Source organism: Neobacillus sp. FSL H8-0543 (assembly GCF_038592905.1).
Lineage (GTDB): Bacteria > Bacillota > Bacilli > Bacillales > Cytobacillaceae > Neobacillus.
On the sequence record NZ_CP151943.1, the window covers coordinates 4,820,355 to 4,845,556 of the forward strand.

The window sequence follows — 25,202 nt, forward strand, 5'->3', positions numbered from 1 at the left end:
GTATTATAATCCAAACATTTTTAGGTAGGGATTGAATTGAATAAAGTAAAATTAAGAAAAACTGGACAATTGTACATTCCTAAAACTCTTACTAAAATACTTGATATTGAAGTAGGAGATATTATCAATGTATTTATAGATGGTAATAAAATAGTATTAACAACTAAAGCAGGATTTGAAAAAGAAAATAAGTGTACTTATAATCAAAAAGGAACAATCCATATACCGGCAGAAATTAGAAGATTAAGTAATATCGACACGGATTCAGTTTTTACTATTACTATCGATGAAAAGGAAAAACGGCTATGTCTTATCCCTAATTTAACAGGTTGAATGAGCTTGTGAAGAATTGTACTTAAACTAACTGGGTGCTTATGTTCAAAAAGAGAACTAACAAATAAAAGTTTGCTGCGCAGTACAACGATACTGTTAATAAATTAAATATCTAGAGACGATCACTTTTAGAGTGGTCGTCTTTCAGATTTGATTTTTTACTGCGCATTAAATTCTTCATTAATGATTTTTCTGCTCCCTTTGAAAAGGAAAAGAAGATGATGATAGGGAATAGATATATTAGAAAATAATAGTGAGGGAGGGATATGGTAGGGAATTTGGGGATTTTCTAAGAATGAATTATCCCATTTGAGAGAGAAATCTGTAAAAGATTATATTAATCGGTGGAATGGGATTCTTAACAAAGGTTTATATAATGGAGAAACAGAGCTTACTCCTTGTGATGGAGCGAGTTTAATAATCATAAGGTATAGAATAAATTGCGGAACATTAAGAAATAGGAATGAGAGTATGATATGTCAGATAAATTTGAAATAACTAACGAAATCGCTGAGCGGAAAAGCGAAATTGTAAAAGCAATGACAGATGTTGAATTTTACCCTGCCATTATAGAAGAACAGATCTGTGTGGCTAAATACACAAAGCTGCCTCTATCGCGAGTTAAAACCCTCGGGACTGCCTTTGAGCCTTTGACAGCGGCGTTTCGAAATGTCATAAATGGAGGTGGAGCTACAAGAGGATTATATCAAGTAACGATTCCAAAAGGTGCACACCTAGCAGAATTTAAAAATGGTTCTGGATACTTAGGAAGCGTTTTGAAGAAAAACGGTGCAGTAGGTGGCGGACAGGCCGTGTTGAATCCTCTTGTCTGCAATCCAACAATGCTGTTTATGGCTGCGACTCTAGCGACCATTGATAAAAAACTCGACAACATCCAAGAAATGCAGCAAGAAATCCTTGATTTTCTTGTACAAAAAGAGAGGTCCAATCTTAAAGGTGATCTCAATTTTTTGGAGGATGTTCTAAATAATTATAAATACAACTGGAACAACGACACATATAGAAATAACAATTATAATAAAGTCCTGGGTATTAAGCAGGAGGCAGAAAGAAAAATTGATTTTTACAGAGTGCGGATAACTAATATAATAAGTAAGAAGCCTTTTTTTCATTCGGATAAATGGGTAAAAAAGCAACTTGAAAAAATTCTGTCTGAGTTTAATGACTACCAACTTGCTTTATATTTGTATTCCTTTTCTTCGTTCCTTGAAGTAATTCTTTTAGAAAACTTTATGTCAGCATATCTTGATGGTATCTCTAAAAAAATAGAAGATTATTCACTTAAGTATCGTGAACTCTACACTAAGTGCTATGACCAAATTGAAGGATATGCTCAGTCCTCAATACAGTCCATACTGTTTAAGGGATTGACAAGCGCTAGCAGAGGTGTAGGAGATAATTTAGCAATGGAACGAGACTTTAAGAAATCATTATTGGGCATGGTCTTAATTATAAACAGCAAAGGACTAGAAAAGAAAGGTTCAAAGAGAACAGAGCAGACTATGAAACAACTTATATTTATAGAAAAGCAGAACGATTACATCCGACCTTTCGTTGAAAACATTAACACAGTAAACAAACTATATAATCAGCCAATCGAACTCATTTTTGATAAAGAGAACATATACATTGGAACGACAGAAGTGCAATAACAATTGCTTTATGTTTGATATGGACAACGAAATTATTAAAGCTTTAAATCTAGAAGGAAATCTAAAACAAGGCCATTTGCTGCACAGTACAACCTTAATGTTAATACCGTAATCATTAAGAGGCGATTATGCTTAGCATAATTGTCTTTTTTCTTGCATAAAGAAAAAACCCCTAGCAAGATACGAAACCAACCTATACTTCTAATGTATTTTTGGCATTTGAATAGGTAATCCTTAGTTTACAAATAAAAACTAAGGAGGGTCGAATTTTATGAACTTAGGTGAGCAAATATTATCAGATTTAGTGGTAGCGTTAATAGAGTTATATCCAAATATCGAAGTGGAAACCACAAAGAATAAATTATCTACTGTTCTATCAGAGTATTATATTCAAAAAGTTAAATTAGGAGAGGTACATCCTGATCTTGAGAATAAAATACAGTTGTTCCTTTCGGCCAAAAGACTAGAAGGCTTAAGTTCTATTACTCTAGACAACTATCTCCTAGAACTAAGTATGTTTGCTGATATCGTAAAGAAGAAGGCCGAGGACATTGCAACAGCAGATGTCCGAATGTACCTAAGTCAAGATGGGAACTTAAAAATGAGCACAATTAGAAAGAAGCTATCTATTTTAAAGAGTTTTTTTAGTTGGTTAGCTTCGGAAGAATATATTAAACGTGATCCAACTACAAAATTAAAAGCTCCAAAAGATGAATATCGTCTTCCTAAAGCTTTATCTATCGAAGAATTGGAAATGTTAAGAGAAGCATGTGAAACAGTTAGACAACGTGCCTTTCTTGAAGTATTGTATGCAACTGGTTGTCGTTTATCTGAAGTTCATGGATTAAATAGAGCTGATATTTATCAACAAAACATGAGCACATTAGTTATAGGTAAAGGTGATAAACAAAGGGAAGTCTATTTTTCAATTAGAGCAATGTATCATTTAAATAAATACTTAAAACAACGTGAAGATGAATGTAAAGCCTTAATGATTACAGAGAGAAAACCTTATAGAAGATTATCTAAGCGAGGAATTCAAAGAGAAATAGGAATAATAGCTAAGAAAGTGGGTCTAGAAGACAAGGTTAGTCCTCATGTTTTAAGACATACGTTTGCAACATTAACATTAAATAATGGTGCTGAATTGGTCGCTATTCAAGAGCTCTTAGGACATAGTTCACCAGATACGACACTTAGGTATGCAAAGATTACTCATGAGCGAAAGCGAGAGCAGCATAAAAAGTATTTGATTCAGTAAGTATATTGCTGTCTATTTGACATATACTGCGCAAATAAACATCCTCTAGTTTAGACCCGTAGATGACTTTGTAAAGTATTTCACATAAATTAATGGGCAGCTTAACGCAGCCTCAGGATTATTGTGGAGTGAGAGTGTAAAAGAATACACCTAAACAAACGGGTAGCGAATGATTAACAAGGGTATTCGCATTTCCTTATATTTTGAAATTACACCTTTAAACACACCACTGATTCACACCACTCCATTACTTACATAAATTTTACATTTCCATTATAGTAGGCTAAAAAGTAAAGGGAGTTGTAATAGTAGTGAGAGCATCACAGGAATTTATTAAGCAATTAGAAGAACTGTATCAAACTTATGAACAAGAAGTTAATCTTAAAATGAAAGAAGGTTTACTTGAAGAGAAAACTGCAAAAACGTACCTTCGTCATTCTGGAACATTTGTAAGATGGTGTAGAAATGATTTTGTACCTGGAGTAATGAAAGCAAACAAATAACTGGCTTATATGGGGGTAACTATGGGTAATGGCTCTAGAAGAAATTCTATGTGTACTTGTGGTAGTGGTAAGAAGTACAAAAACTGTTGTATGGGTAAAGATGAAGTTTATATTCCTATGAGTTTATTTTCTCCAAAACCACGACCGGAACCTCACTTAGATTTTGTAGACAGTGTAAACTATAAGGGACAAAAAGTAAGAGCAATATGGAATACAGTTTATTTTAGACCAATTAAAGAGACATTTCATGAGTTTTTGATATTAATAGCTTATAAATTAACCTATGGAAGAGAGTTTCATGACCATCAATTATCACTTCCTGTGGAAAAACGCCACATAACATTTAGATGGTGGATGTCTTTCTGTGATTGGGGAGCAAAGAATGCTAATAATATAGAAAAAACAGAGTATGGTGAAATATTTTTTGGAGAGGCTACTGGTGATGTTAAATCGTTGCTACAACACGCATATGATTTATACTGCCTTCAGACAGTAAATCGATTACCTGACTTTATTATTAAGAAACTAATTAACCCACATGAATTTCAAGGGACAAGGTATGAAATATCTGTTGCAGCAATGATTGCAAGAGCAGGATTTGAGATTGAGTTCTTAGATGACAAGTTTAAAAGTGAAAAGCATTGTGAGTTTATTGCTACACACAAAGAGACAAGTCAAAAAATTGGTATTGAGGCGAAAAGTAAGAGAAGAAAAGGGGTTCTTCATGAAGAGGGTTCTTTTGATGAATCAACAGATTTTAAGGGGAATATTCAGTATTTGTTTAGGAATGCAAGGACTCAGAAACCTGAGGATTTACCATTTATAATTTTCATTGATTTAAACCTACCTACAACACCTAATACCGAACCAAGAGAGAAAACTTGGGTTAAAGATATTGATAGGATATATGACAAATATAAAATTAAGCACTCCCCAAATACAGACCCTTTTAATGCATTATTTGTAACCAACTTTGCTTATTATTATGGTGGGAACGAGGGGAAATCTCCTACATGGGAATCCTATTTGATTAAATCTGACAATCCAGAAAATAAATTAGAGAATGAGTGGATATTACAAGATTTAATAGAATCAATCCAAAGGTACTCTGAAATTCCAAAAGAGATATAGGAAGAAAAACCAATTTCGTTTTGCTGCACAGTACAAATATACCGTGCAATAAAAGCTGGTAGTCCACTTTTTGGCGCTATTACGGAAAGCTTAACAAAAGCCTAATTCCTCGATAAAAATAGGAGGATTAGGCTTAATTCAATATCTCTAAAGTTTTTCTATTGGTAAATGCGTTGACATCAAGTGGTAAATTCCATGGCAACAGATGGTACAAAACATGGCAGAAGATGTACATTCTTGTGGCTGTAATCAATTATGAAACGAAATTATATTATAATACGCTCCAAGGGGATATAGATGGATTTTATATCACTTTTGGCGTAAGCTTCCCAAAGTCTTTTTGAAACCTACTATGTATAATCTCCGTAATATACTATATCCTTAGGTAAGAGAAGTATGAAACTTTAATAGGCTGATATGTTATTTAATAAGGACAATAGTAAGAGAATGGAGGAAGAAGGAGTGAAGCGAATTCGATTAGTAGCCATTATATCTTTGTTATTCGGCTTTTTGCTTATGTTACTTCCTGTAAACAGCTCTGCAAAAGGGGAAGTAGTCTATGTCGTACCGATTGAAGAAACCGTTGAAAAGGGATTGTTTGCCTTTTTGGAAAGAGCGGTTGAAACGGCTGAGAAGGAAAATGCAGATGCTATTATTTTTGAAATAAATACTCCTGGAGGCGCTGTAGATGCTGCTGCGGGGATTGGGAAGCTGCTTACTTCTACAAACATCAAAACTGTAGCTTTTATTAATAACCAAGCGCTATCGGCTGGTGCGTATATTTCATTAAATATGGATGAAATCTACATGGTTAGAGGAGGGACGATTGGGTCGGCTGCAATTATTGATCAGCAGGGGAATACAGCTGGAAAGAAAGCAGAATCCTACTGGTTTGCCGAAATGCAAAACGCGGCAAAGCATGCTGACCGGGATCCTATTTATGCATTGGCGATGGCTGATGAAAATATTGATCTACCAAAGTACGGAGCTGGAAAAGGGAAATTATTAACCTTAACCTCTGAACAGGCGCTCGAGGTTAACTATGCTGAAGGAATTGTGAACGATCTTGATGAGTTGCTGGAAAAACTTGGATATAGCGATGCGGATGTCCGACCTCTTGAAGTTAGCTTTGCAGAAAAAATTGCCCGTTTTATTACAAATCCTATTGTATATTCAATTTTACTTACGATTGGCAGTCTAGGTCTTGTGTTGGAATTGTACTCCCCAGGTTTCGGTGTTCCGGGGTTTATGGGCTTGTCAGCCTTGTTGCTGTTTTTTTATGGACATCTGGTAGCTGGGCTTGCGGGGTATGAAACGCTTATCCTGTTTATTGTTGGACTTGGTCTTATCTTATTAGAGTTTTTTATAGCAGGCGGCATTGCTGGCGCCATCGGTTTTGTGGCGATTATTGCGAGTTTCTTTTTTGCCGCAGAAAACGTGGTTGATATGGGAATATCCCTGCTCGTTGCCATTTCCGTAACAATCTTAGTGTCTTTCTTATTGATGAGAGTGTTTGGTAAAAAGTTGAGTCTATTTAAGCGAATTATTTTAGCCGATTCCACGAATACAGAAAGCGGCTATGTTTCTAATATAAATCGAGTAGAATTAGTTGGTTTGGAAGGCTATGCGTTAACCGTATTACGACCATCTGGTACCATCCTCATTGAAAACGAACGGATAGACGCCGTAAGTGAAGGAGCCTTTATTGACAAAGGGTCCAAGGTAAAAGTAGTAAAGGCAGAAGGAGCACGAATTGTTGTAAGAGCAATAACAAACCTGGATAAATAGTCGGTGTGTTTTTTCAACAGGGCAGGTTATTCTGCATTCTAAAAAGCAGAGTAACCTGACCTGAAACTTCTCAAATTGAGTGACCGTCACAACCCGAGGTTTGAAGTTTAATGGTTAGGCGAAAATAAATAAGTGGATAATAATGAAAAATGAAAACAACTAGAATGTGGAGGAAAAACGAATGAAATTTCCAAATGATGCTGATGGAGAAGCATTACATAGCCTATTTAAAGATGGAGTAAATTTTAAAAAACCACAAGCAGTGGACTTTTTTGTAGCCGTGCCGAATAAAGTAACAGGTGAAAAGTTATCGCAAGTACTAAAAGCCGAAGGTTTCAATTGTTTCTTAGACCAGGACGACGAAACAGAAGAGTGGGCCTGTTGTTGCACGAAAAGAATGTTATTAAATTATATTGAATTAATAAAAATACAGAATAAATTAGATAACTTAAGTAAACCACATGGTGGTTACTCTGACGGTTGGGGCGTTTTTGTAGATTGAAAGGATTGAGGGAATCAGAAAGATGCTTCCGACAAAACATAGTAGCAGTCTGTTCCGTGCATTCTTTTTGTTTTTGTGTTATTGCTAACAGGGAGCTTGAAGAGTAACATTTCTTCCAATATTGCCTTCATGGAAGAAAAATTAATATGCTGATGGACTTCTGAAAAAAATAAATCAACTGTTTGAATAGTTGATTATGGTGGGTATACTGGCTGGGGTCTTCTCGTACTAAGATACCTAATGACATTTTAGCACGTCCTTAGTCAGTGCCATCAAGCTTTCCTCCTATAGTCGGTTTTTCCTAAAAATACTCAACAACAGAGGCACAAGCTGACCGTTAACAATAATCACTCCTATAATAATTATGATACCTCCAGCAAAACTTAAGAGTATTACCTTTTCTTGTAAAAGAAAAACCGCAGCCACTAACGTTGCAATGGGCTCCAAATATAGAAACATCGAAACCTTCGACGCCGCTAAAACTTCAAGTGCCTTCCCCCAATACCAATAGCCGATACCCGAAACAAAGACACCAAGAAACAACAAATGTGCCCACTCTGTATGGTTCAATAGGGAAAGGGCTTCCCAGCCCCTATTTCTTATAATAAAAGGTGTTGTCAGAATTAATCCTATTAAACTCATATAAAAGGTAACTAAAAGAGGAGGATATGGAATCTTTAAGCTTTTTAAAAGAACAGAATAAACTGCCCAGTTTAACGTGCTCAAAAGCATCAGAATGAAGCCGATATTCATGGCAAACTGAAAGGATTGTCCACTTCTTGTCGTCGTAACAATCAGAACACCTGTTATCGCCAACGCCATTCCTACAACCTTCGTGAGAGTAATCCTTTCATTTAAAAAAAGCATTGCTAGGAAAACTGTAAAAATGGGGGAGAACGAAATGAGCCATCCTGCAGTGGAGGCATTAATTGTCAACAATGCTGTTGCTTGGAGTACTTGATGAACAAATACCCCAATAATACCCAGTACCATTAAATGGGGGAGGTATTTAATGGAGACAAGTAGCCTAATACGCTGGATTAGTAACAGAAAAAACAAAAATAATGCCCCAATTCCAAACCGAAGAACGAGCAAAGAGTAGGGGTCAAGATTTCCTAGAAGAGCCTTTGTCGATACAAATGAAACTCCCCAAAAACTAATCGACAATGTCGCATACAGTGAAGCTGTTATCTTTGACTGGTCAAAAGCCATAGCTGAACATTCCCTTCAGCAAAAAGAGTGTTATTCCATCTTATGCTTGTCCTGATAGAAGATGAGAAATTCTTTGAAACATTTCTTCTTTCGGACCATTACGAATTGAAAGTGAGTATTAACCAAAAAGATTAAGAGTTTCTGAAATACTCTATTTAATTAGATAAGTTACTCATTAAAAAGATAGTAGGGTCAATCCCCAGTATACTAAAGCTTTAACTTACTGAGGGACTGACTCCAATACGTCCTTTGAGGAGAAGGCAAGCATGCCCCGCTTCCAGTAGTGGAATCGGGGAATTTTTTATTTAGTGAAAAGGAAAAAAACAGAAATTTTTAGCGGTGTCTGCCTATTTTTGTAAATTACACTTGACTTGATGTATGGTTTGCTTTACATTTAGTATAACAAGTTTAACTTTTTGTGAAATTAATCATACAAGGAGGCGTGAACCATGACTTACCAAGAAAAGAAAAGTATCGTTTCGGTAATTAGTGCTATTCTCATTTTTGTCTCGTTTTGTTTGTTCATGTACCCGAGGTACCCTGGGGAGGGTGTAGAGTCGAGTGTGGTTTTTCATTATTGGGGCTCCTTCGTCCTTTACCTGACTTTGTTTTCAATCGTCGCACATATCGTGATCAGCATTATTTTCAACATTGTATTTAGAATGACGACTAATGAAAAAGAGCCAGCATTTGCGGATGAACTAGATAAGTTAATTGACTTGAAAGCGTTCCGAAATTCGTTTTTTGTGTTTGTTGTCGGTTTTCTTTTTGCAATGGGATCCCTCGTCATCAATCAACCGTTACATGTGATGTTCATTATTCTGATTTCTGCAGGTTTCATTTCAGATATCACCGGCTCGGTTACAAAACTTTATCACTATCGGAGAGGAGTGTAAAAATGGGTAAAAATCTTGTCGGCAATCACATCCGTAAATTACGATTCAACCATGATGAAATGACACAGCAGCATTTGGCTGACAAGGTGGGAGTAACAAGACAAACGATCATCGCCCTCGAAAGGGGAAACTACTCCCCATCTCTAGAACTGGCTTTTCGCATGGCTCATGCATTTAATTTACCGTTGGAAGAAGTATTCTTTTATGGAGATAACACCAAGCAGGAAGAATGATCATTTGCTTAACCGTTTTGAATCTATTATGTGAGGGGATAAAAAATGAATTCAAACAAAAAAGCTGCAAAAATTGTCGGGGTACTGTTTTTACTTGCTGCTGTAACGGCGGTGATAGGCCTTATTTTATACGACCCTATCTTAAACGGTCCCGATTATCTAAGGAAAGGTTCCGAACAAGCTAACCAAGTGGTAATGGGAGCCTTAATGGAATTAATGCTTGTTGTTTCAGCGGTGGGAACGGCCACTACCATGTTTCCATTGTTAAGAAAGTATAATGAAAGTATTGCCCTTTGGCATGTTTGCTTCAGGTTTCTTGAAGCGATCATTATTACTGTTGGAGTAATCAGTGTGTTGTCCCTCTTAACCTTAAGCCAAGAATATGTCGCAGCAGGCGCCCCAGATCCTTCATCATTTCACTCTTCAGGTATTATCTTAAAAGCCATCCATGACTGGACATTTATGCTAGGTCCACTTTTCATGCTCGGTATTAATACGGTGATGTATAGTTATATTTTTTATAAAACGAAGCTTGTACCCCGATTTATTTCGATCCTGGGTATGACAGGAGCAACTTCTGTTTTCGTTTGTTCTTTGTTCGTTATGTTTGGTGTATTTCCTCAAATTTCTTTATGGGGTGCTATTTTGGCTGTGCCAGTAGCAGCGAATGAAATGATTTTAGCAGTATGGCTTATTGTTAAAGGATTTAATGATAATGCGATTGAATCCATCACTGCAAAATATAAAAGGAGAGCGGCCATATGAGAGCAATGGTATGCACAAATTATGGATCACCGGATGTTTTTCAACTCCAAGAGGTAAATACGCCAATCCCCACCGATTATGAAGTCCGGATTAAAATACACGCGGCTTCAGTCGGACCATCGGACTGTACCTTTCGAAAAGGTTCCCCCATCGTTAAGCTTGTTTACGGTCTGAAAAAGCCAAGAAATTCGATATTTGGTGCGGAGCTGTCCGGCGAAATTGATGCCATTGGCAAAAAAGTAACACGGTATAAAGTAGGCGATCAAGTATTTGGGTTAAGTGCTAAGACGTTCGGTGCCCAAGCCGAATACAAATGTCTGCACGAAGATACCCCGCTGGCAATCAAACCTGCAGCAATGTCCTATGAAGAAGCCGTCGCCGTCTGTGATGGTGCACCTACCGCATTGACGTTCCTTCGCGATAAAGCAAAGCTTCAGCGCAGACAACGTATTCTGATTAATGGTGCATCTGGAGCGGTGGGAATTTATGCAGTACAGATTGCGAAATACTTGGGCTCCGAAGTCACAGGAGTATGCAGTACAGCAAATTTTGAGTTGGTAAAGTCGCATGGAGCTGATAAGGTGATTGACTATACCCGAGAGGATTTTACACAAAACGGTCAGAGCTATGACGTCATTTTCGATGCTGTAGGTAAACGCTCCTTTTCACAATGTAAGGGCTCGCTCACGCAAAGAGGCGTCTACCTTTCCACGGTACTTTCTATATCCATTCTATTTGACATGTTACTGACTGCGGCGCTAGGCAATAAGAGAGCCATTTTTGTTACTGCGGGACTTATGCAGAACCAAGCAAATATGAACTTCCTATCAGAGCTTTATGAGTCTGGAAAGATCAAAGCGGTCATCGATCGACGATATCCATTGGAACAGGTTGCCGAAGCGCACCGTTACGTGGAAAAGGGTCACAAAAAAGGAAATGTCGTCATCACTTTGGCGGAAACAGAAGCAATTAAAAAGATAAAATAAAATGTACTTTTAATGATGAGAATTTCTATGATGAATTTCTCTGAATCTAAAAAAATCCTCGAGCCCTAAATTAGAGTCGAAGGGTTTTTTACGGGGGTAATTGGGTCAGTCTCCCAGAAAACTAAGGCTTTAACTTACTGGGGGACCCCGATTTTTCCGAAAGTACTGGTAATGTTTCTATTCATGTAGTAGTTGATGGTAATTATATGCATTTTTATTTTTGAATATAAGTCACCTTATCCCAAAGAGTACAAATAAAAGAAATATTACCGTACTCTATAAAACACTTGAAGAGGAACGTCTAAAAACTAGATATTATTAAGGGAGCATTCCAGTGATCTGTTTTTCCGACTTATTTATTAACGTTTACTTCTATAGTAACATTAATTTTAAAAAGGATTTTATAGTTTTAAAATAGGAAAGCGTCCAATAGTTCCCATCTAAAGATATTATCTGATAATCTCTTCAAATGAAAGTTTGAGGAGGTTTTTTATGTCTAAAAGCCCGAATCCACAATTCCGAAAAAAATGGGAAAGGCGGATCAGCGTTTTTCGGTCAAGTGGGCATCTAATAAATTTTTCATCGTTGGTCTTTTATTTTAAAATACCTAGTATAAAATTTATTTATCATAGTTTTATCCAGGAAAGTCTCTTGAGTTACATAAAACTACCGTGATTTTCCAAACTATATACCACCATTCCATGTAGTATAATTACAGGGTCTTTTTTAAAAGCTTTTTCCACATCACTGGAGGTCATATGAATACTAAATTACTTGGTTTTATTTTAATATTAACGATTTCGCTATTTGGCTGTGGCCAACAAGTAGAAAATAAAGTTGAACCACAATCAACCGAACCCGAGGTAAACCAATTAGAGTTGAAACCCTTAACACATACTGAGATTAAATCGGATATGGAGGAGTTTCTACTATATTATGAGAAGCTGCAAAGTCTTCTTAATTATGCAGCTACAACACAAAGACCGTATTATTACGAACAAGCTGCCCTTGAGGATTATCAAAAGGTTCTAGATTTATACGGGAAGTACGAGAAGTTATCACAATTGGAGACTGAAAACCAAGCAATAGCTAAATTCAAAGGAATTTTAGAGGATTATATAGATGGGTTAGATCTAATTATCGAATCTAAGACGATGAATGAACCGCTATTCATTTTTGATGGTTATGAAAAACATATTTTATTTAAAGATGATTTAGAAGCCTTAACCGAATTATTAAATATCTCTTATACCATTGGCTATAAGACGGCGACTGATGAATCCTATAGTCCATTAGAAGAAATTGAATTAAAAAATAAACTTGAAAGTCTTTTTGGAAGTGAAATTATCATTAATGGTACACCCTACCAAAAATTTGATTTTGTTCATCAGTTTGATTATAAGGATGAACACATGGCCAGTTTATCAGTTATTTCATATAATATCGATTCTACTTATTCTGACAATGAAATCCCGATGGAAGATTACTCAATTCATGAAGAAATGCAAGGTATTTTAAATGCCGTATTTAGTCATGAGGAGATTGATAGTGCGATATTGACATTTAACTTGGATTATCGTGGGAAGATCATGCCAGCGTATATAGTATATATGAAAAAGTCCGATTTTCAATCGCTTGACTTCAATGTAAATAGCTTTGATTTTATTGTAGACTTCTTTGGTTGGGATTACTCGAATTATAATCAGAAATATAGTCTTACATTTGAGGAAGATTCAACGTCTGATGATTCTGATGAAGAAATGAAACTTGTGAAAGAACCCATTATTAAAGAAGACTCTAATGAGCCTTCTGCATTGGAAAAACAATTTGAAGAGCTACGTCTAAGCATTGTAGATGTATTTGGTAAAATGGAGGGAGAGAAGTGGCATGAATTAATATATGATGAAAAAGTGTCTTTAATCAGTCAATGGATTGCGAATTTTGAAAAACGCGGTGGTCAAATTCTAAAGGATCCTGATTGGTTTGTTAGTATGCTAGATAAGAATCTCCGTGAGAAGCCTCTAATTGGGCCAGGTGGTGTCGTTGAACATGAATACATTGGTGACATTTTAATCAACTCACCTTATAATCCCGAAGTTATGATATTACCATCGATGGAATAATGGTCTTTTTAAATGTAAAACCGAGGAAAAAGGGGCAGTTCCCAGTCTACTAAAGTATTAAGATAGCGGGGAACTGACGCCTTTTCCCCTGGAGTAAAGGCGAATGTTCTCTTCTTTGATAACAGGCTGATTAAAAAGTTCCATGGACGAAAGATGTTTGGATTTATGATTACAAACTAATTTTCACCACACATTGAAGAAAAAACCAATGACATTTAATGGGGAAAAGTGCCAGGTACCATCCAATTTATTGGTTGGTGCCTGGCACTTTCTATCTCTTAATATGAGGATTAAGTGCTGTATGTTTAATATCCAATTGTTCGTTTTAATAGGTCTATTTCTCCTGAATTAGGAAAAAAGGCGTGCTTATATTTGAGCAGTATAGCATAATAAAATTAAGGAAATGACATATATCGGCAATAAACGGATTTACATTCAAATTCAACTAAAACGTACAGAAATTCACCATATAGTTAACTAACATGTAGTCTTAAAAGGAGTGGTTAGGATGGTCTTATCCTTGGTTAAAGGCCAAAAGATTGATTTGACAAAGAATCAACCTGATATAAATTTAATACATATTGGTTTGGATTGGCGTGCACCGCGTCATTTTGATATTGATGTTTCGGCCTTTTTGCTGGGGCAGGATGAGCAAATTGTTCGAGAAGAAGACTTTGTCTTTTACGGTCAACCGGTTTCGAGTAATGGATCTGTAAGCTTAGAGGAATCCATTTCTACTATAGAAAAACAACACTTTACCATCAATCTGGCTAATGTTCCGGAAGAAGTTCAAAAGATAGCGTTTACCTTAACTATTTATGAATCAGATTTAAACGGGCATACGTTTGAAGAAGTTTCAGATATCCAGTTGAGGATTGTAAGAAGTAAGCCACAGCAGGAAATTGCGACATTTCCGATAAATTACTCGTTTACAAAAGAGAGCGCCGTTGTGGTGGGAACTCTTTACCGCTATTCTGGTGAATGGAAATTTCATGCTGTTGGCTCAGGTTTCTATGGAGGTCTTGCAGACTTATGCACTGAATATGGGGTGGATGTCGATCCACCTATGGATGAATCTCAGAATCAGGTTTCGACCAATCAAACACCAACAAACCCAAATCAGCGGTTTCAAACTGTACAAGATGGAGCAGGCACTAAATCTGGGGAAGTGATACCAAACCCACCCACTGAACATGTCCAGTTAAAACGTTCATCTGTGGTTCAGTTTAATGATAGTCGAATTGAAACATTATCCCATCAAAGTTCGGAGCTTATTCATTTATTTGCTGACCATCAAGAAGAAGTAGCACCCACTCTACCAAATCCAACTGTAACACCCGTATCTACCAACTTTTTGCTGAGTAACACAGATGAAGTGGATCAAGATGCCTTTTTTCAATCATTGTCTGAAACCGAAAGGAATTTCCTAATGATGATTGATAATGGACAAATTTCAGTAGATGATGCAAAAGTCTATTTGAAAAACCATGGCCTGATGTTGGCGTTATTTGTTCATACCATTAATGAGAAAGCCAATGAACATCTTGATGATAATTTATTGCAAATTCAAAATGAATCGATCACAGTGTATGAAGAGTTTAAATCTCTAGTTGAAAGATTAAGGAGAGAGTAAGAAATGAACATAAAGAAACGAGATTCTACAGCAATCCTGAATTCTCTTTCAGGTGGAGTTGTACCAAGCAGGGGATTGCAATACATATTAGTTGGCCGTACTCAAGAAGCTGCACAGATTTTAAAGGACCTTAATGAAGTGAAAAAGGGTTCTTCGGTGGTGAAGTTTTTTATTGGATCTTTCGGAAGCGGAAAAAGTTTTGTTCAGGCGTTAATTCAGCAAATTGCCTTTAAAGAAAATTTTGTGGTTACAAAAGCAGATTTTACTCCTGAACGACGACTTTACGGCAGTGATCAAAAAGCGGTAGCACTCTATACAGAGTTAATGAAGAATCTCTCAATATCTACTGTACCAGATGGTGGTGCCCTGAGTACGATTATTGATAAATGGATCAACGATGTTCAAGCGCAAGTGGTCAAGATGAGAGGGTATCAATCCATTGAATTGAATAATCCCACTTTTATTGCTGATGTTGAACTTGAAATTACTCGGATCGTCTCGAAAATGGATGTGTATACGGGTGGATATGACTTTGCTCGAATCCTCACTCAATATTATCTTGGCTTTATCCAAGACGATTCTGAGTTACAACGAAAAGCTTTACGCTGGATTCGCGGTGAATACCGAACCAAAATGGAAGCGAGACAGGATTTAGGTGTCCGGGACACAATAAATGATGATAATTATTATAACTATTTAAAGATCCTTTCTCAATTTGTTCGACAAATCGGCTACTCTGGTTTGGTCATCAATTTTGATGAAGCGATTAACCTTTATAAAATTACTCATCCCCACACGAGAGAGAAAAACTATGAAACGATTTTAAAAATCTTTAATGATACCCTTCAAGGAAATATGGAAGGACTTTATATCAACTTTGGTGGAACGTTAGAATTTTTAGAAGATGAACGTAGAGGGCTTTTTAGTTATGGTGCCTTGAAGCGAAGATTGGAAACCAATCGCTTTGAAACCAATGAATTTCGTGATCTTTCTCAACCCGTCATTAAACTTAAGCCTTTAAAGCACGAAGAAACGTACGTTCTCCTTCAGAAGTTGAGGGATATTCATGCCGCACATTATGGATACCAAAGCACGGTAACGAACGAAGAGATGAAGCAATTTATCCAGCATGAATATGCAAGACCAGGAGCATTAGAAAACTTGACTGTCGGAGAAGTCGTAAGGGGATTTTTAGGTGCATTAAATATTCTCCACCAAAACCCACATTATGATCGTTCACAAATTTTTGGTGAGCCTCAAACTTCTACTAGCGCCGCAAGTGTAAACAGTCGATTTTCTAGGCTGGAGGGATAAATATTGTGAGTTCTTTTGAATTACTTTCACCAAATATGAAGAAAAAGATTTGGGATATGAAATGGGACCGCTTTACCCCGATTCAGGAAAAGACGATACCGATAATTATCAATACAAAAAAAGATGTGATTGTTTCTTCCGGAACGGCTTCCGGAAAAACGGAAGCTGCCCTCTTACCTGTCCTATCATTAATTGAAAAAGAAGCTCGCAACGCCCTAAAGGTGATCTATATATCACCGTTGAAAGCCTTGATTAATAATCAATTTGAAAGAATTGATAAACTTTGTGAATATAGTGATATCGCCATTCATCGTTGGCACGGTGATGTTTCTCAAAGTAAAAAAGAAAAATTCCTAAAGAATCCAACAGGGATTTTACAAATTACGCCTGAATCGATCGAGAGCTTATTTGTAAACCGGACGAATCAGTTAAAGGCATCCTTTAAAGAGGTAGAATTTATCGTGATCGATGAAATTCATTCTTTTTTTGATAATGCACGGGGTGTCCATTTACGGTCTTTATTATCACGACTTACCAGTTTTACCACAGTTCCTCCTAGAATTGTCGGTTTGTCTGCTACAATCGAAAATTTTGGTTTGGTAAAAAATTGGGTGAACTATGCTCATCCTGACAATGTTGAAATTGTTGAGGTCAAGGGCAGTGATAAGGAGCTTATGTTCCATCTCATGCATTTACCAAGTGACACAAGCCTATTGCCGTGGGAATTGTTTGAAGATATTAGGGAATTAACGCGCCATCAGAAATCGATTATTTTTTGTAATAATCGAGGTCAAGTAGAGGAAACAACGGTTGCATTAAATCGATTAGCAGAAAAAGAGGGAATGGGGGAAACCTATTATCCTCATCATTCCTCGATCGACAAGAAAGAACGGGAATATGTTGAGAAAGTCATGAGTGAATCTACCCATCCAAAAAGTGTAGTAGCTACTAGTTCATTGGAATTAGGGATTGATATTGGCAATATTGAAGTGGTAGTTCAAATCGATAGTACTTTTTCCGTTTCTTCCTTAAAACAACGTCTTGGACGCTCCGGTCGGAAGAGAGATGCGGCTCAAATGCTGCAGCTTTACTCCACCGGTGATGATAGTTTAGTCCAGTCGTTGGCAGTCATGGAACTAATTATCGAAAAATGGGTGGAACCTTCAAAGGGATATTTATTTCCATACGATGTGTTGTTTCAACAGTTGATATCAATCAGTCAAGAGAACAATGGGATATCGAAAGAAGAACTCCTAGAAAAAATCAAGAAAAACGGTATTTTTCACGATCTGCCTTTAGAGGATGTTAATCACCTTATCCAACATATGATTGATAAGGAATTTTTAGAGGTTGTAAAGGGAAGTAAGGAAATTATTGTTGGACTTGAGGGCGAACGAATTTTACGAAGCATGGATTTTTATGCTGTGTTTTTATCTGCTGAAGAATACGAAGTGATGGAAGGCATAAAAAAGATTGGCCGCCTTGATAAAGCATTTATCATCAACATTGGTGACAATATCATCTTAGGTGGTAGACTTTGGAGGATTTCGGACATTGATTACGACCGTAACAAGGTGTATGTATCAAAAGCAGTGAGCGGAAAGAAGCCAACTTATACCGGAGGTCCCGGTTCCATTCATAAGAGAATTGCGGAGAAAATGATGGAAATCCTCTGTTCACAAATAGAATTTACATATGTCAACACAGTCGCCATGATTGCCTTAAATGATATTCGAAAGAAATACTGGTTGAACATTGTTACAGCTCATCAAAGAATCATTTGGATGGAAAAAGGCGAAGGCGTATTTGAGTCCTATACTGGAACGACTATCTCAAAAACTCTTGTTTGGATGCTTCGATCCTTTGGCGTAGATGCAAAGGTCAAGGATGGGATTGGTAGAATAAAGATCACAAAGCCAAATACCATACCTGACACACTTAACAAAATTAAGAAAAAGCAATGGACGGCAGAAGAATTGCTTCCCTATATAGAAGCGAATGAATTATTTCAATCGAAATATACAGAACAAATTGGTGAAAAGTTACAAATCAAAATGCATATCGCCAACGAAATTGATATCGAGGGTACTCTTGAATACTTGAATCAGTTTGAATTTAGATGTATTGAAGTGGGTTAAACAAAAACAAGGTTTGTACTGTTAAATGGAAACGTTATTGTTCAGTAATAGGTCAAAAAATCCTCGAGCCGTTATTTGGTGTCGAGGATTTTTTATTGTTTTATTTCTTTTTTAAAATAGCAATTTACTTTCCATTCAGCTAATCTTCCTAGGTATATGGTCTAACTAAATCTTAAACTAGTAAAATGACCATTAAATTAAATTAAAGGAAAAGATGTGGTGTTGTTGAATTACATTATTAGTTGTTGGTTTTTCTCACACGTGATATCACCTGTTAATTGGGCATTAAGCAATCCTCCCTATATCATTACTAACACACCTATGTACCACAATTAGCTCTGTATTGACCAAACATATTTGGTAAATAGGTAACATATTAATATCAGGATGTTCTAATTGTTTAGGTAATGTTGGCACATCATGGTAGCGTATGTTCGGAGGTAAGTCGTATCGATTGTTGCTAGTGGATAACTTATATAGATGGTCAATTAATTAAGTATGTATTAATCTGGAGAAGTCCTTACTTGTGGAATTAATGTTTGGCCCATTATTAACTCGATAATGCCTAGAGTCTATCTACCAAGACGGTATTGAAGTATTGGAGTTGGAAGATACCGGATTATTCAAGACAAGAAATTTAAAGAGTGAATAGATAGTTCTGAAGGGAACTGCCCCCGCTTTACTAAAGATTTAATCACTGGGGGGACTGAGCCCAATAGTGATCCATAACTTGTAAATAATCGCCAATCAATTGTAAGAACGTCGCCTGAGTAAATGCTTACTATATTGTATTAATATAAAGTTCTGGTAATCATTATGTGTAACAACTGTTGATGGTGCAAATTCACGTTGTGTTGAGAAAAGAAAGAAGGGGAAAAATGACTAAACAAAAGATATTACTACTCCGTTTGGGCTTTTTTGTGTTTGGGCTAATGGTTATGTCATTTGGTGTTGTTTTTTATGATTAAAGCAAATTTAGGCAGTGCCCCATGGGATGTGCTCCATGTAGGTTTGTACCAACAGTTTGGCTTAACCATTGGGACTTGATAAGCTCATACGAATTCTGTTTACCATCGGTAAAAATCAATGTGAATTTAGTGAAGAACGTATGTTAAGGGACATTCCTCATATGGCAGTATTACAGAAAGCAGCTTAATTTTCTTTTTATTGATATAAATGAATTAGTAGGTTAGTTGATTTAAACATTTGAAGCACGAATTAATCAGTAAAACAACTAAAATACGGGCAAGGACCCTGTCGGGCAGCATGACTGACATCCACCTCATGGAAAGGTTGGACGAAGGAATTTTGGAGCGAAGACTCTGTGAGATATGGGAGGGTTGACCTCCATGAGAAATGTGGAGATCCATCAGCGCAACCATACTTTAACTAATTATCCATTTTTTGGATAAGTGGGTTTGGCAGCTATCAGTCGTTTTTTCACTTTGTCCCCAAAATTATCCTTGAATACACCATTATTCCAATCCTCAAATGAATATTAAAACTGACTACTATGTAATTTGGAGAAAATGAGAGAAATCGAGAGCTTTTCCATTCTATATAGCGGGAGTTTAGTTAAACAAGATATTGTATAATATTGGTTATAAATTGATTGGGGGAATCAAATGTTAATCAGAGAAATAAATCCTGAGGATGCTGAAGGTCTAGTGAAATTAATTTATCGAGTTGAAAGTGAGTCCCACTTTATGCTCTTCGAATCAGGAGAAAGAAAAATTAGTCCAGAGGAGCAGGAAAAAAGAATTGAAGCAATGAGGAAAACTGAGAATTCGACCATTTTCATTGCAGAAGAAAATAATGAATTAGTTGGTTATTTAATTGCTATTGGCGGCTACGCCCAAAAAAACAAGCATTCCGTATATCTTGTTATTGGTGTCTTGGCTCAATATCGAGGGGTTGGTATAGGAACAAAACTATTTCAACAATTAGAGAATTGGGCAAAAGAACATAATATTCACCGCTTAGAATTGACCGTAATGACTCGAAATGTTGCTGGAATTGGGCTATATAAGAAAATGGGGTTTAAAATTGAAGGAACAAAAAGGCATTCGCTATATTTTGAAGGCGAATTTGCAGATGAATATTATATGTCTAAACTGTTATAAAAAGATCTGTTAAAGTAAGGAGTGGTTAAGCACAATATGTACGGCTGCTTTGACAGACATTTTTCTTCTTCAACTAAAGGTGCTGGTTAGTTGAAGAAAGAATGCCAAGTAAATTTAAAATAAAATAAGAGAAGTTTTATGGAAAGGATGGGGATTATGGAACAGTGGGTTGATGTTCAAACACTTATCTGGTTATTTCCAATTATGTTTATCCTTCATGATTTTGAAGAAATTATTATGGTTGAAAGGTGGATGAAGAGAAATTCAACTATAATATATGACATATTGCCGAAAAGAATTGCGGATAGAGTAATTAAACAATTTTCTATGTCAACAGCCCAGTTTGCAGTTGTCGTATTAGTTATTTTCCTATTCGTAAGTAGTTCAACAGTTATGGCAACCAATATGTAATTCAAGGTTTACTTGGTAATATTTATATTTTTACCATTATTACAACGGTTTTTTTTCTACACGCTTTTACTCATATTGGTCAATCTATCATTCTTCGTTCAGTTACGCCCGGTGCATTTACTTCGTTGATTGTTATCATTCCATACAGTTTAGTTTTATATCGTTCATTATTAGTGAATGAAGTAATTACATGGGAAATTATTTTTCTATGCTTACCTTTTTGTCTCTTAATTATCCCAGTTGCTTTGCTTGCTCATTGGATTGGAAAAAAAGTAGTATAGAAATCTAATATGCTAATTTACTACCATGAAAATAAGTTTCTTCAAGAATAGAAAAATGACAATACTGAAGAAGACCCTGCTCAATCGTTTAAAAAAAGAGGAGAGCGGTAATAAAAAGTCTATGGATTAGGGTTTACTGGATTAAGGTCAGTATCAGTATCAGTATCAGTATTGAAACTTACTAACCATCTTCATTCTATGTGGTGCAGCGCTGATTTTTGCGCTTCATGGATGGCTAACAGGTTGCAAGAGTTCAAGAATGGGAATGCTACGGCATTCCCTTTTTTTTGTTGTGCTAACATAGCAGGATAGTTCAAGAAAAATTCATACGATGAGGGGGTTTGGGATGTAACAATTGGTATGATTAGGAAAAAATGGTTGGGGGATACTTTATGTTTAGTATTATGGGTTACGGATCTTTGCTAATTACGATTGGAACACCTTTGGCAGTTGTATTTCTTCTAATATGGACTTATAAGATAAAAAGAAATAGTGACATTCAAGTTGAGCAAAACTCTAAGATTATCCAACTGTTAGAAAAAGGAAAAATCGGATAAAACTGATTTAAACTCCTATTGTGCTGAAGGGGCAATTCTTCAGTATGGAGGGGTCTCCTTTTCCTTCTTCAAGTAACGAAGCAGGTTTGTTGAAGAAGGATTAAGAGGAATTATGACGAAATAAAAGTACATAAAAATAATTAGATTAGGAAGGTCTACAAGCTATGGAGAGGAAAACAAAAAGTAGAGGTAAAAGGAAATTTAGAATCGTGCTTGTAATGTTAGCCTTATTGCTTTTAACAGTTATGGTGTCAACTGCTCCTTCTAGTGAAAAATTTGAAAAGTGGATTTTACAAAAGTATGATATTAAATGCGACAAATATAATCATTGGTGTGTAATAGACAACAAGGAAATTCAATCTAGGTCAGGAACGTATGAGGAAAGGTTATTTTTTAATATTTACGAAAAAGATTACGAATATGAAAATGGAGAAATATTAACCTTTAGGGCTGTTGGGATAGTTGGAAACTTCTATGAAATGGAAGATGGAAGGTTATGGAGGTTTTTAGCGTTCGGCGTTTTATAACAGATATTTATTTTTCTACCTTCATCATTTGTGAATAAATGCACTTAAACTAATGGGTAGCTTTAATTGAGAAAGGATCGTCAAATGACGATCCTTTTTTCAAGAGTAAACAAAATCGCCCAAATGTTTACTCCACGTACAATATTGTGAAGGAATGTACTTAAAGTAACGTCGCAGTTTAGTTGAACAAGGCTAGATAGGAAATTATGATAAGAATAGAAATAAGAAAGGGGGATTTCTAATGCATACAGACAATAAAACAGTATTAGAATTAGTGGGATTTGATAAATATGATATCCTAGGTTTAGTAGAACTTTCTGCATCAGTTGGCTGGGATTATGATGAACATGAAATTAGAACTGTTATGTCATCTGGTAAAATATACGGACATAAGAATGCTTTGGGAAGAATTGTTTCGAGTGCTGCAATAATACCTTATGATACTAATTTAGCTTCAATTGGAATGGTTATTGTTAATGAAGAATATAGAGGTTTAGGATTAGGAAAAAAGGCTACTCAGAAATGTATAGACAGTGTTTCTCAAAATACCTCAATAATGTTAATTTCAACTGAAGATGGGAAACCCTTATATGAAAACTTGGGTTTTATTACTGTCGACTATGTACATAAATATTTAAGTGATAACTATATTCCAACTAAATTGTTTAAAAATCGAGAAATTACCTTAGAGAAATACAGTGAGAATGATATTAATGAAATTATTGAATTAGATTCGGCTGCATTTGGTGATAAGAGAAGAAAATTACTTCTTAACAGGATAAATCAATCAAAACATTGTTTAGTTGTTAGAAATCTAAAGGGGAAGATTATTGGATTTGGATTATCCATATTAGGACCAGTAAATCTATTAATAGGACCTATTGTAGCACCAGATTCACAAACAGCAGCTTTAATAATCGATAGGTTAGTTCTTAATCATCAAGGAAAGTTAAGGATTGATGTGCCATCCAGTAATGGCGAGTTAATGTTATTCTTGGAGAAAAGTGGATTTGTAAAAGTTAGTAATCCTCCGATAATGATAAAGAACTCTAATAATATGCCATATAGGAATAAAGAGTTATTTGCTATTACTGCACAAATCTTTGGTTAGGGATAGCAATATCCTTATTCAACGGGGGCAATACTTCAATAATAGGGTCGCCTTTCCTTCTTTAAGTAACGATGCAGGTTAGTTAAAGAAGGAGTTTGGCTGTCTCCTATTTAATAATATCAAAGAAAAATCTAAAAACATATAGAAAATAGGGTTAGGAGTTGTCTGAATTGATTCAATATTACTTAGAAAACCTAGATTAAGCAGCGTTATACTTTATTGCAGTTATGTCAATTTTTATTGTAGGAAGATTAGGTAAAATAATAAATCTTTTAGAAGAAAACAAAAAAAACAAATAAATATATGTGAGGGATTTCACTTAACTAAACCAGCTAATAGATTGTCAACATTTTTCAGTAAAAAGATTAATAACGTCATGGTATACTAAAAATGTTCATGCCAAATAACCTTCCTCTTTCTTGTAATTGGAAGGTTTTGTTGCATTTAGCTAGATATAGTTAAGTCATATCTTGGAAAGTGGTTCTGCTTTTTAGTAAGGCAAAAATCCAATGTAAGAGCTTATTAACACATGCAATAACTGCTACTCTGAAGGGTTTTCCTTCTTCACGTTTCTTATCTTAAAACTCTCTTAGTCTTTTATTGCGTGCGATGATCTCATCAGTCGTTTTCTTTTTACGGGCACACGAATACCACTTTGAACAGCCATATACAAGGCATGACGAAGCCTACAAGAACCTTGTTTGATAATTCGATTTACTGATGCGGTAAACTTACCAGATGAGTAAACGCTAGGATCTACTCCAGCGAATGCAACTAGCTTTTTGGCATCATTGAACCGATCTATCTCACCAATTTCGGAAATAATCGTGGCGGCGATTTTCTCTCCGATTCCAGGAATAGATTGGAGTATATGATATTTCTTCAATTTCTTTATCGAGGGCATCTATTTCATCTGCAATCTTAGATAGATGCTCTTGGTATTGAAGAACGATCTTGACTAATAACTCAAGATTAAAAATATGACATTGGTACAGGTTGTTTTGGAATGGGTTACGAATGGCTGCTTCTCTTAATTTCTGTGCCCTTTCTTTTGCCCATAGCTCTGAACGACTCATACATAGCGAAGCTATTTTCTCAGTTAATTCTTTTTCACTCACACTTAAAACTGCCTCTGAAGTTGGGAATGTCAGTAGAGTAAGCAAGGATACTTTCGAATACAAGCTTCCAAATACACCTCTATACTCTGGAAATACCTGATCTATTAGAGAGTGGAGCTGTATCTTAGTTTTGCTGATATTTCTGCAATGCTTTCCTGCTGTCTCGTTAGATTACGAAGGTTCAAGAGTTGTATCCCACGTTTTTTATAAGCTTCCAACTCTTCTTTATAAAACAACTCGCAAAGGTGATAAGCATCTGTTGCATCTGTTTTTACTTTCCGCAAACTTGAACTCTTGGCTCTATGTGAGATAAGAGGATTAACAACAATATAAACATAATTTTGCTCCTCATGAAATTGAATTACAGGAAAATGGTAGTGTCCAGTTGATTCTAAAACGACTGAAGGTTGATGACCACCAGCTGAACTCTCTACTTCATGGAGGAACTCTAATAAACTACCTAAACCTTCAGTATTGTGTTTGATACTAAAGCTCTTACGATATGGTTTGCCTTTATCTAAAAATGCTTGAACCTGACTTTCACCTTTTGAAACATCCAGACCAATGACTGGATTCATAATCA

The 25,202-nt window shown here is 35.9% G+C and carries 22 protein-coding genes and 2 pseudogenes; 22 read left to right on the plus strand and 2 right to left on the minus strand.

What is annotated here, in order from left to right; all coding sequences use genetic code 11:
- Positions 1–36: 36 nt before the first annotated feature.
- From NSS81_RS24030 to NSS81_RS24060, 7 genes are all read left to right on the plus strand, one after another.
- Positions 37–333, plus strand: coding sequence for an AbrB/MazE/SpoVT family DNA-binding domain-containing protein (locus tag NSS81_RS24030; RefSeq protein ID WP_342431123.1), 297 nt, complete (start codon positions 37–39; stop codon positions 331–333).
- 476 nt (positions 334–809) lie between these two features.
- Positions 810–2,006 carry a hypothetical protein gene (locus NSS81_RS24035; RefSeq protein ID WP_342431124.1) on the plus strand — a complete coding sequence of 399 codons (1,197 nt, stop codon included), beginning with the start codon at positions 810–812 and terminating at the stop codon, positions 2,004–2,006.
- Between the two features lie 271 nt (positions 2,007–2,277).
- Positions 2,278–3,267: a tyrosine-type recombinase/integrase gene (locus NSS81_RS24040; RefSeq protein ID WP_342431125.1), complete on the plus strand. Its 990-nt coding sequence runs from the start codon at positions 2,278–2,280 to the stop codon at positions 3,265–3,267.
- A gap of 311 nt (positions 3,268–3,578) precedes the next feature.
- Positions 3,579–3,770 carry a hypothetical protein gene (locus NSS81_RS24045; protein WP_342431126.1) on the plus strand — a complete coding sequence of 64 codons (192 nt, stop codon included), beginning with the start codon at positions 3,579–3,581 and terminating at the stop codon, positions 3,768–3,770.
- 21 nt (positions 3,771–3,791) lie between these two features.
- Positions 3,792–4,901 carry an SEC-C domain-containing protein gene (locus NSS81_RS24050; RefSeq protein WP_342431127.1) on the plus strand — a complete coding sequence of 370 codons (1,110 nt, stop codon included), beginning with the start codon at positions 3,792–3,794 and terminating at the stop codon, positions 4,899–4,901.
- A gap of 462 nt (positions 4,902–5,363) precedes the next feature.
- Positions 5,364–6,689 carry a nodulation protein NfeD gene (locus NSS81_RS24055; RefSeq protein ID WP_342431128.1) on the plus strand — a complete coding sequence of 442 codons (1,326 nt, stop codon included), beginning with the start codon at positions 5,364–5,366 and terminating at the stop codon, positions 6,687–6,689.
- A 181-nt stretch (positions 6,690–6,870) separates the two neighbouring features.
- The gene (locus NSS81_RS24060) at positions 6,871–7,191 is read left to right on the plus strand and encodes a ribonuclease E inhibitor RraB (protein ID WP_342431129.1); all 321 of its coding nucleotides are present in this window, start codon (positions 6,871–6,873) and stop codon (positions 7,189–7,191) included.
- 285 nt (positions 7,192–7,476) lie between these two features.
- Here the strand turns inward: NSS81_RS24060 and NSS81_RS24065 are convergent, their stop codons facing one another.
- Complete coding sequence (locus NSS81_RS24065; RefSeq protein ID WP_342431130.1) at positions 7,477–8,403, minus strand: DMT family transporter; 927 nt, start codon at positions 8,401–8,403, stop codon at positions 7,477–7,479.
- Between the two features lie 449 nt (positions 8,404–8,852).
- Here NSS81_RS24065 and NSS81_RS24070 point away from each other — a divergent pair, with 449 nt between their 5' ends.
- From NSS81_RS24070 to NSS81_RS24140, 15 genes and pseudogenes are all read left to right on the plus strand, one after another.
- Positions 8,853–9,299, plus strand: a complete 447-nt coding sequence (locus NSS81_RS24070; RefSeq protein WP_342431131.1) for a hypothetical protein — start codon at positions 8,853–8,855, stop codon at positions 9,297–9,299.
- Positions 9,300–9,301: 2 nt separating this feature from the next.
- Positions 9,302–9,532, plus strand: coding sequence for a helix-turn-helix transcriptional regulator (locus NSS81_RS24075; RefSeq protein ID WP_342431132.1), 231 nt, complete (start codon positions 9,302–9,304; stop codon positions 9,530–9,532).
- Between the two features lie 45 nt (positions 9,533–9,577).
- Entirely contained in the window at positions 9,578–10,297 is a 720-nt protein-coding gene (locus NSS81_RS24080) for a DUF4386 domain-containing protein (protein WP_342431133.1), read from the plus strand.
- Positions 10,294–11,283, plus strand: coding sequence for an NAD(P)-dependent alcohol dehydrogenase (locus NSS81_RS24085; RefSeq protein ID WP_342431134.1), 990 nt, complete (start codon positions 10,294–10,296; stop codon positions 11,281–11,283). Before NSS81_RS24080 ends, NSS81_RS24085 begins: the two co-directional genes overlap by 4 nt.
- A gap of 758 nt (positions 11,284–12,041) precedes the next feature.
- Positions 12,042–13,406, plus strand: coding sequence for a hypothetical protein (locus tag NSS81_RS24090; protein ID WP_342431135.1), 1,365 nt, complete (start codon positions 12,042–12,044; stop codon positions 13,404–13,406).
- Between the two features lie 508 nt (positions 13,407–13,914).
- Positions 13,915–15,039: a TerD family protein gene (locus NSS81_RS24095; protein ID WP_342431136.1), complete on the plus strand. Its 1,125-nt coding sequence runs from the start codon at positions 13,915–13,917 to the stop codon at positions 15,037–15,039.
- Positions 15,040–15,042: 3 nt separating this feature from the next.
- Entirely contained in the window at positions 15,043–16,353 is a 1,311-nt protein-coding gene (locus NSS81_RS24100) for an ATP-binding protein (protein WP_342431137.1), read from the plus strand.
- A 5-nt stretch (positions 16,354–16,358) separates the two neighbouring features.
- Positions 16,359–18,491: a DEAD/DEAH box helicase gene (locus tag NSS81_RS24105; protein WP_342431138.1), complete on the plus strand. Its 2,133-nt coding sequence runs from the start codon at positions 16,359–16,361 to the stop codon at positions 18,489–18,491.
- A 932-nt stretch (positions 18,492–19,423) separates the two neighbouring features.
- A pseudogene (locus tag NSS81_RS24110) lies at positions 19,424–19,535 on the plus strand (YitT family protein); the annotation flags it as partial.
- Between the two features lie 581 nt (positions 19,536–20,116).
- Positions 20,117–20,614, plus strand: coding sequence for a GNAT family N-acetyltransferase (locus NSS81_RS24115; protein WP_342431139.1), 498 nt, complete (start codon positions 20,117–20,119; stop codon positions 20,612–20,614).
- 156 nt (positions 20,615–20,770) lie between these two features.
- Positions 20,771–21,025, plus strand: a complete 255-nt coding sequence (locus tag NSS81_RS24120) for an HXXEE domain-containing protein (RefSeq protein ID WP_342430113.1) — start codon at positions 20,771–20,773, stop codon at positions 21,023–21,025.
- A gap of 38 nt (positions 21,026–21,063) precedes the next feature.
- Positions 21,064–21,306, plus strand: coding sequence for an HXXEE domain-containing protein (locus NSS81_RS24125; RefSeq protein ID WP_342434073.1), 243 nt, complete (start codon positions 21,064–21,066; stop codon positions 21,304–21,306).
- Positions 21,307–21,698: 392 nt separating this feature from the next.
- Positions 21,699–21,863 carry a hypothetical protein gene (locus tag NSS81_RS24130; protein WP_342434158.1) on the plus strand — a complete coding sequence of 55 codons (165 nt, stop codon included), beginning with the start codon at positions 21,699–21,701 and terminating at the stop codon, positions 21,861–21,863.
- A gap of 164 nt (positions 21,864–22,027) precedes the next feature.
- Positions 22,028–22,390 carry a hypothetical protein gene (locus tag NSS81_RS24135; RefSeq protein WP_342431140.1) on the plus strand — a complete coding sequence of 121 codons (363 nt, stop codon included), beginning with the start codon at positions 22,028–22,030 and terminating at the stop codon, positions 22,388–22,390.
- Between the two features lie 241 nt (positions 22,391–22,631).
- Positions 22,632–23,501, plus strand: coding sequence for a GNAT family N-acetyltransferase (locus tag NSS81_RS24140; RefSeq protein ID WP_342431141.1), 870 nt, complete (start codon positions 22,632–22,634; stop codon positions 23,499–23,501).
- Between the two features lie 458 nt (positions 23,502–23,959).
- On the opposite strand, the pseudogene NSS81_RS24145 reads toward NSS81_RS24140, so the two are convergent.
- Positions 23,960–25,197 (minus strand): annotated as a pseudogene (locus tag NSS81_RS24145) (IS110 family transposase).
- Positions 25,198–25,202: the final 5 nt, after the last annotated feature.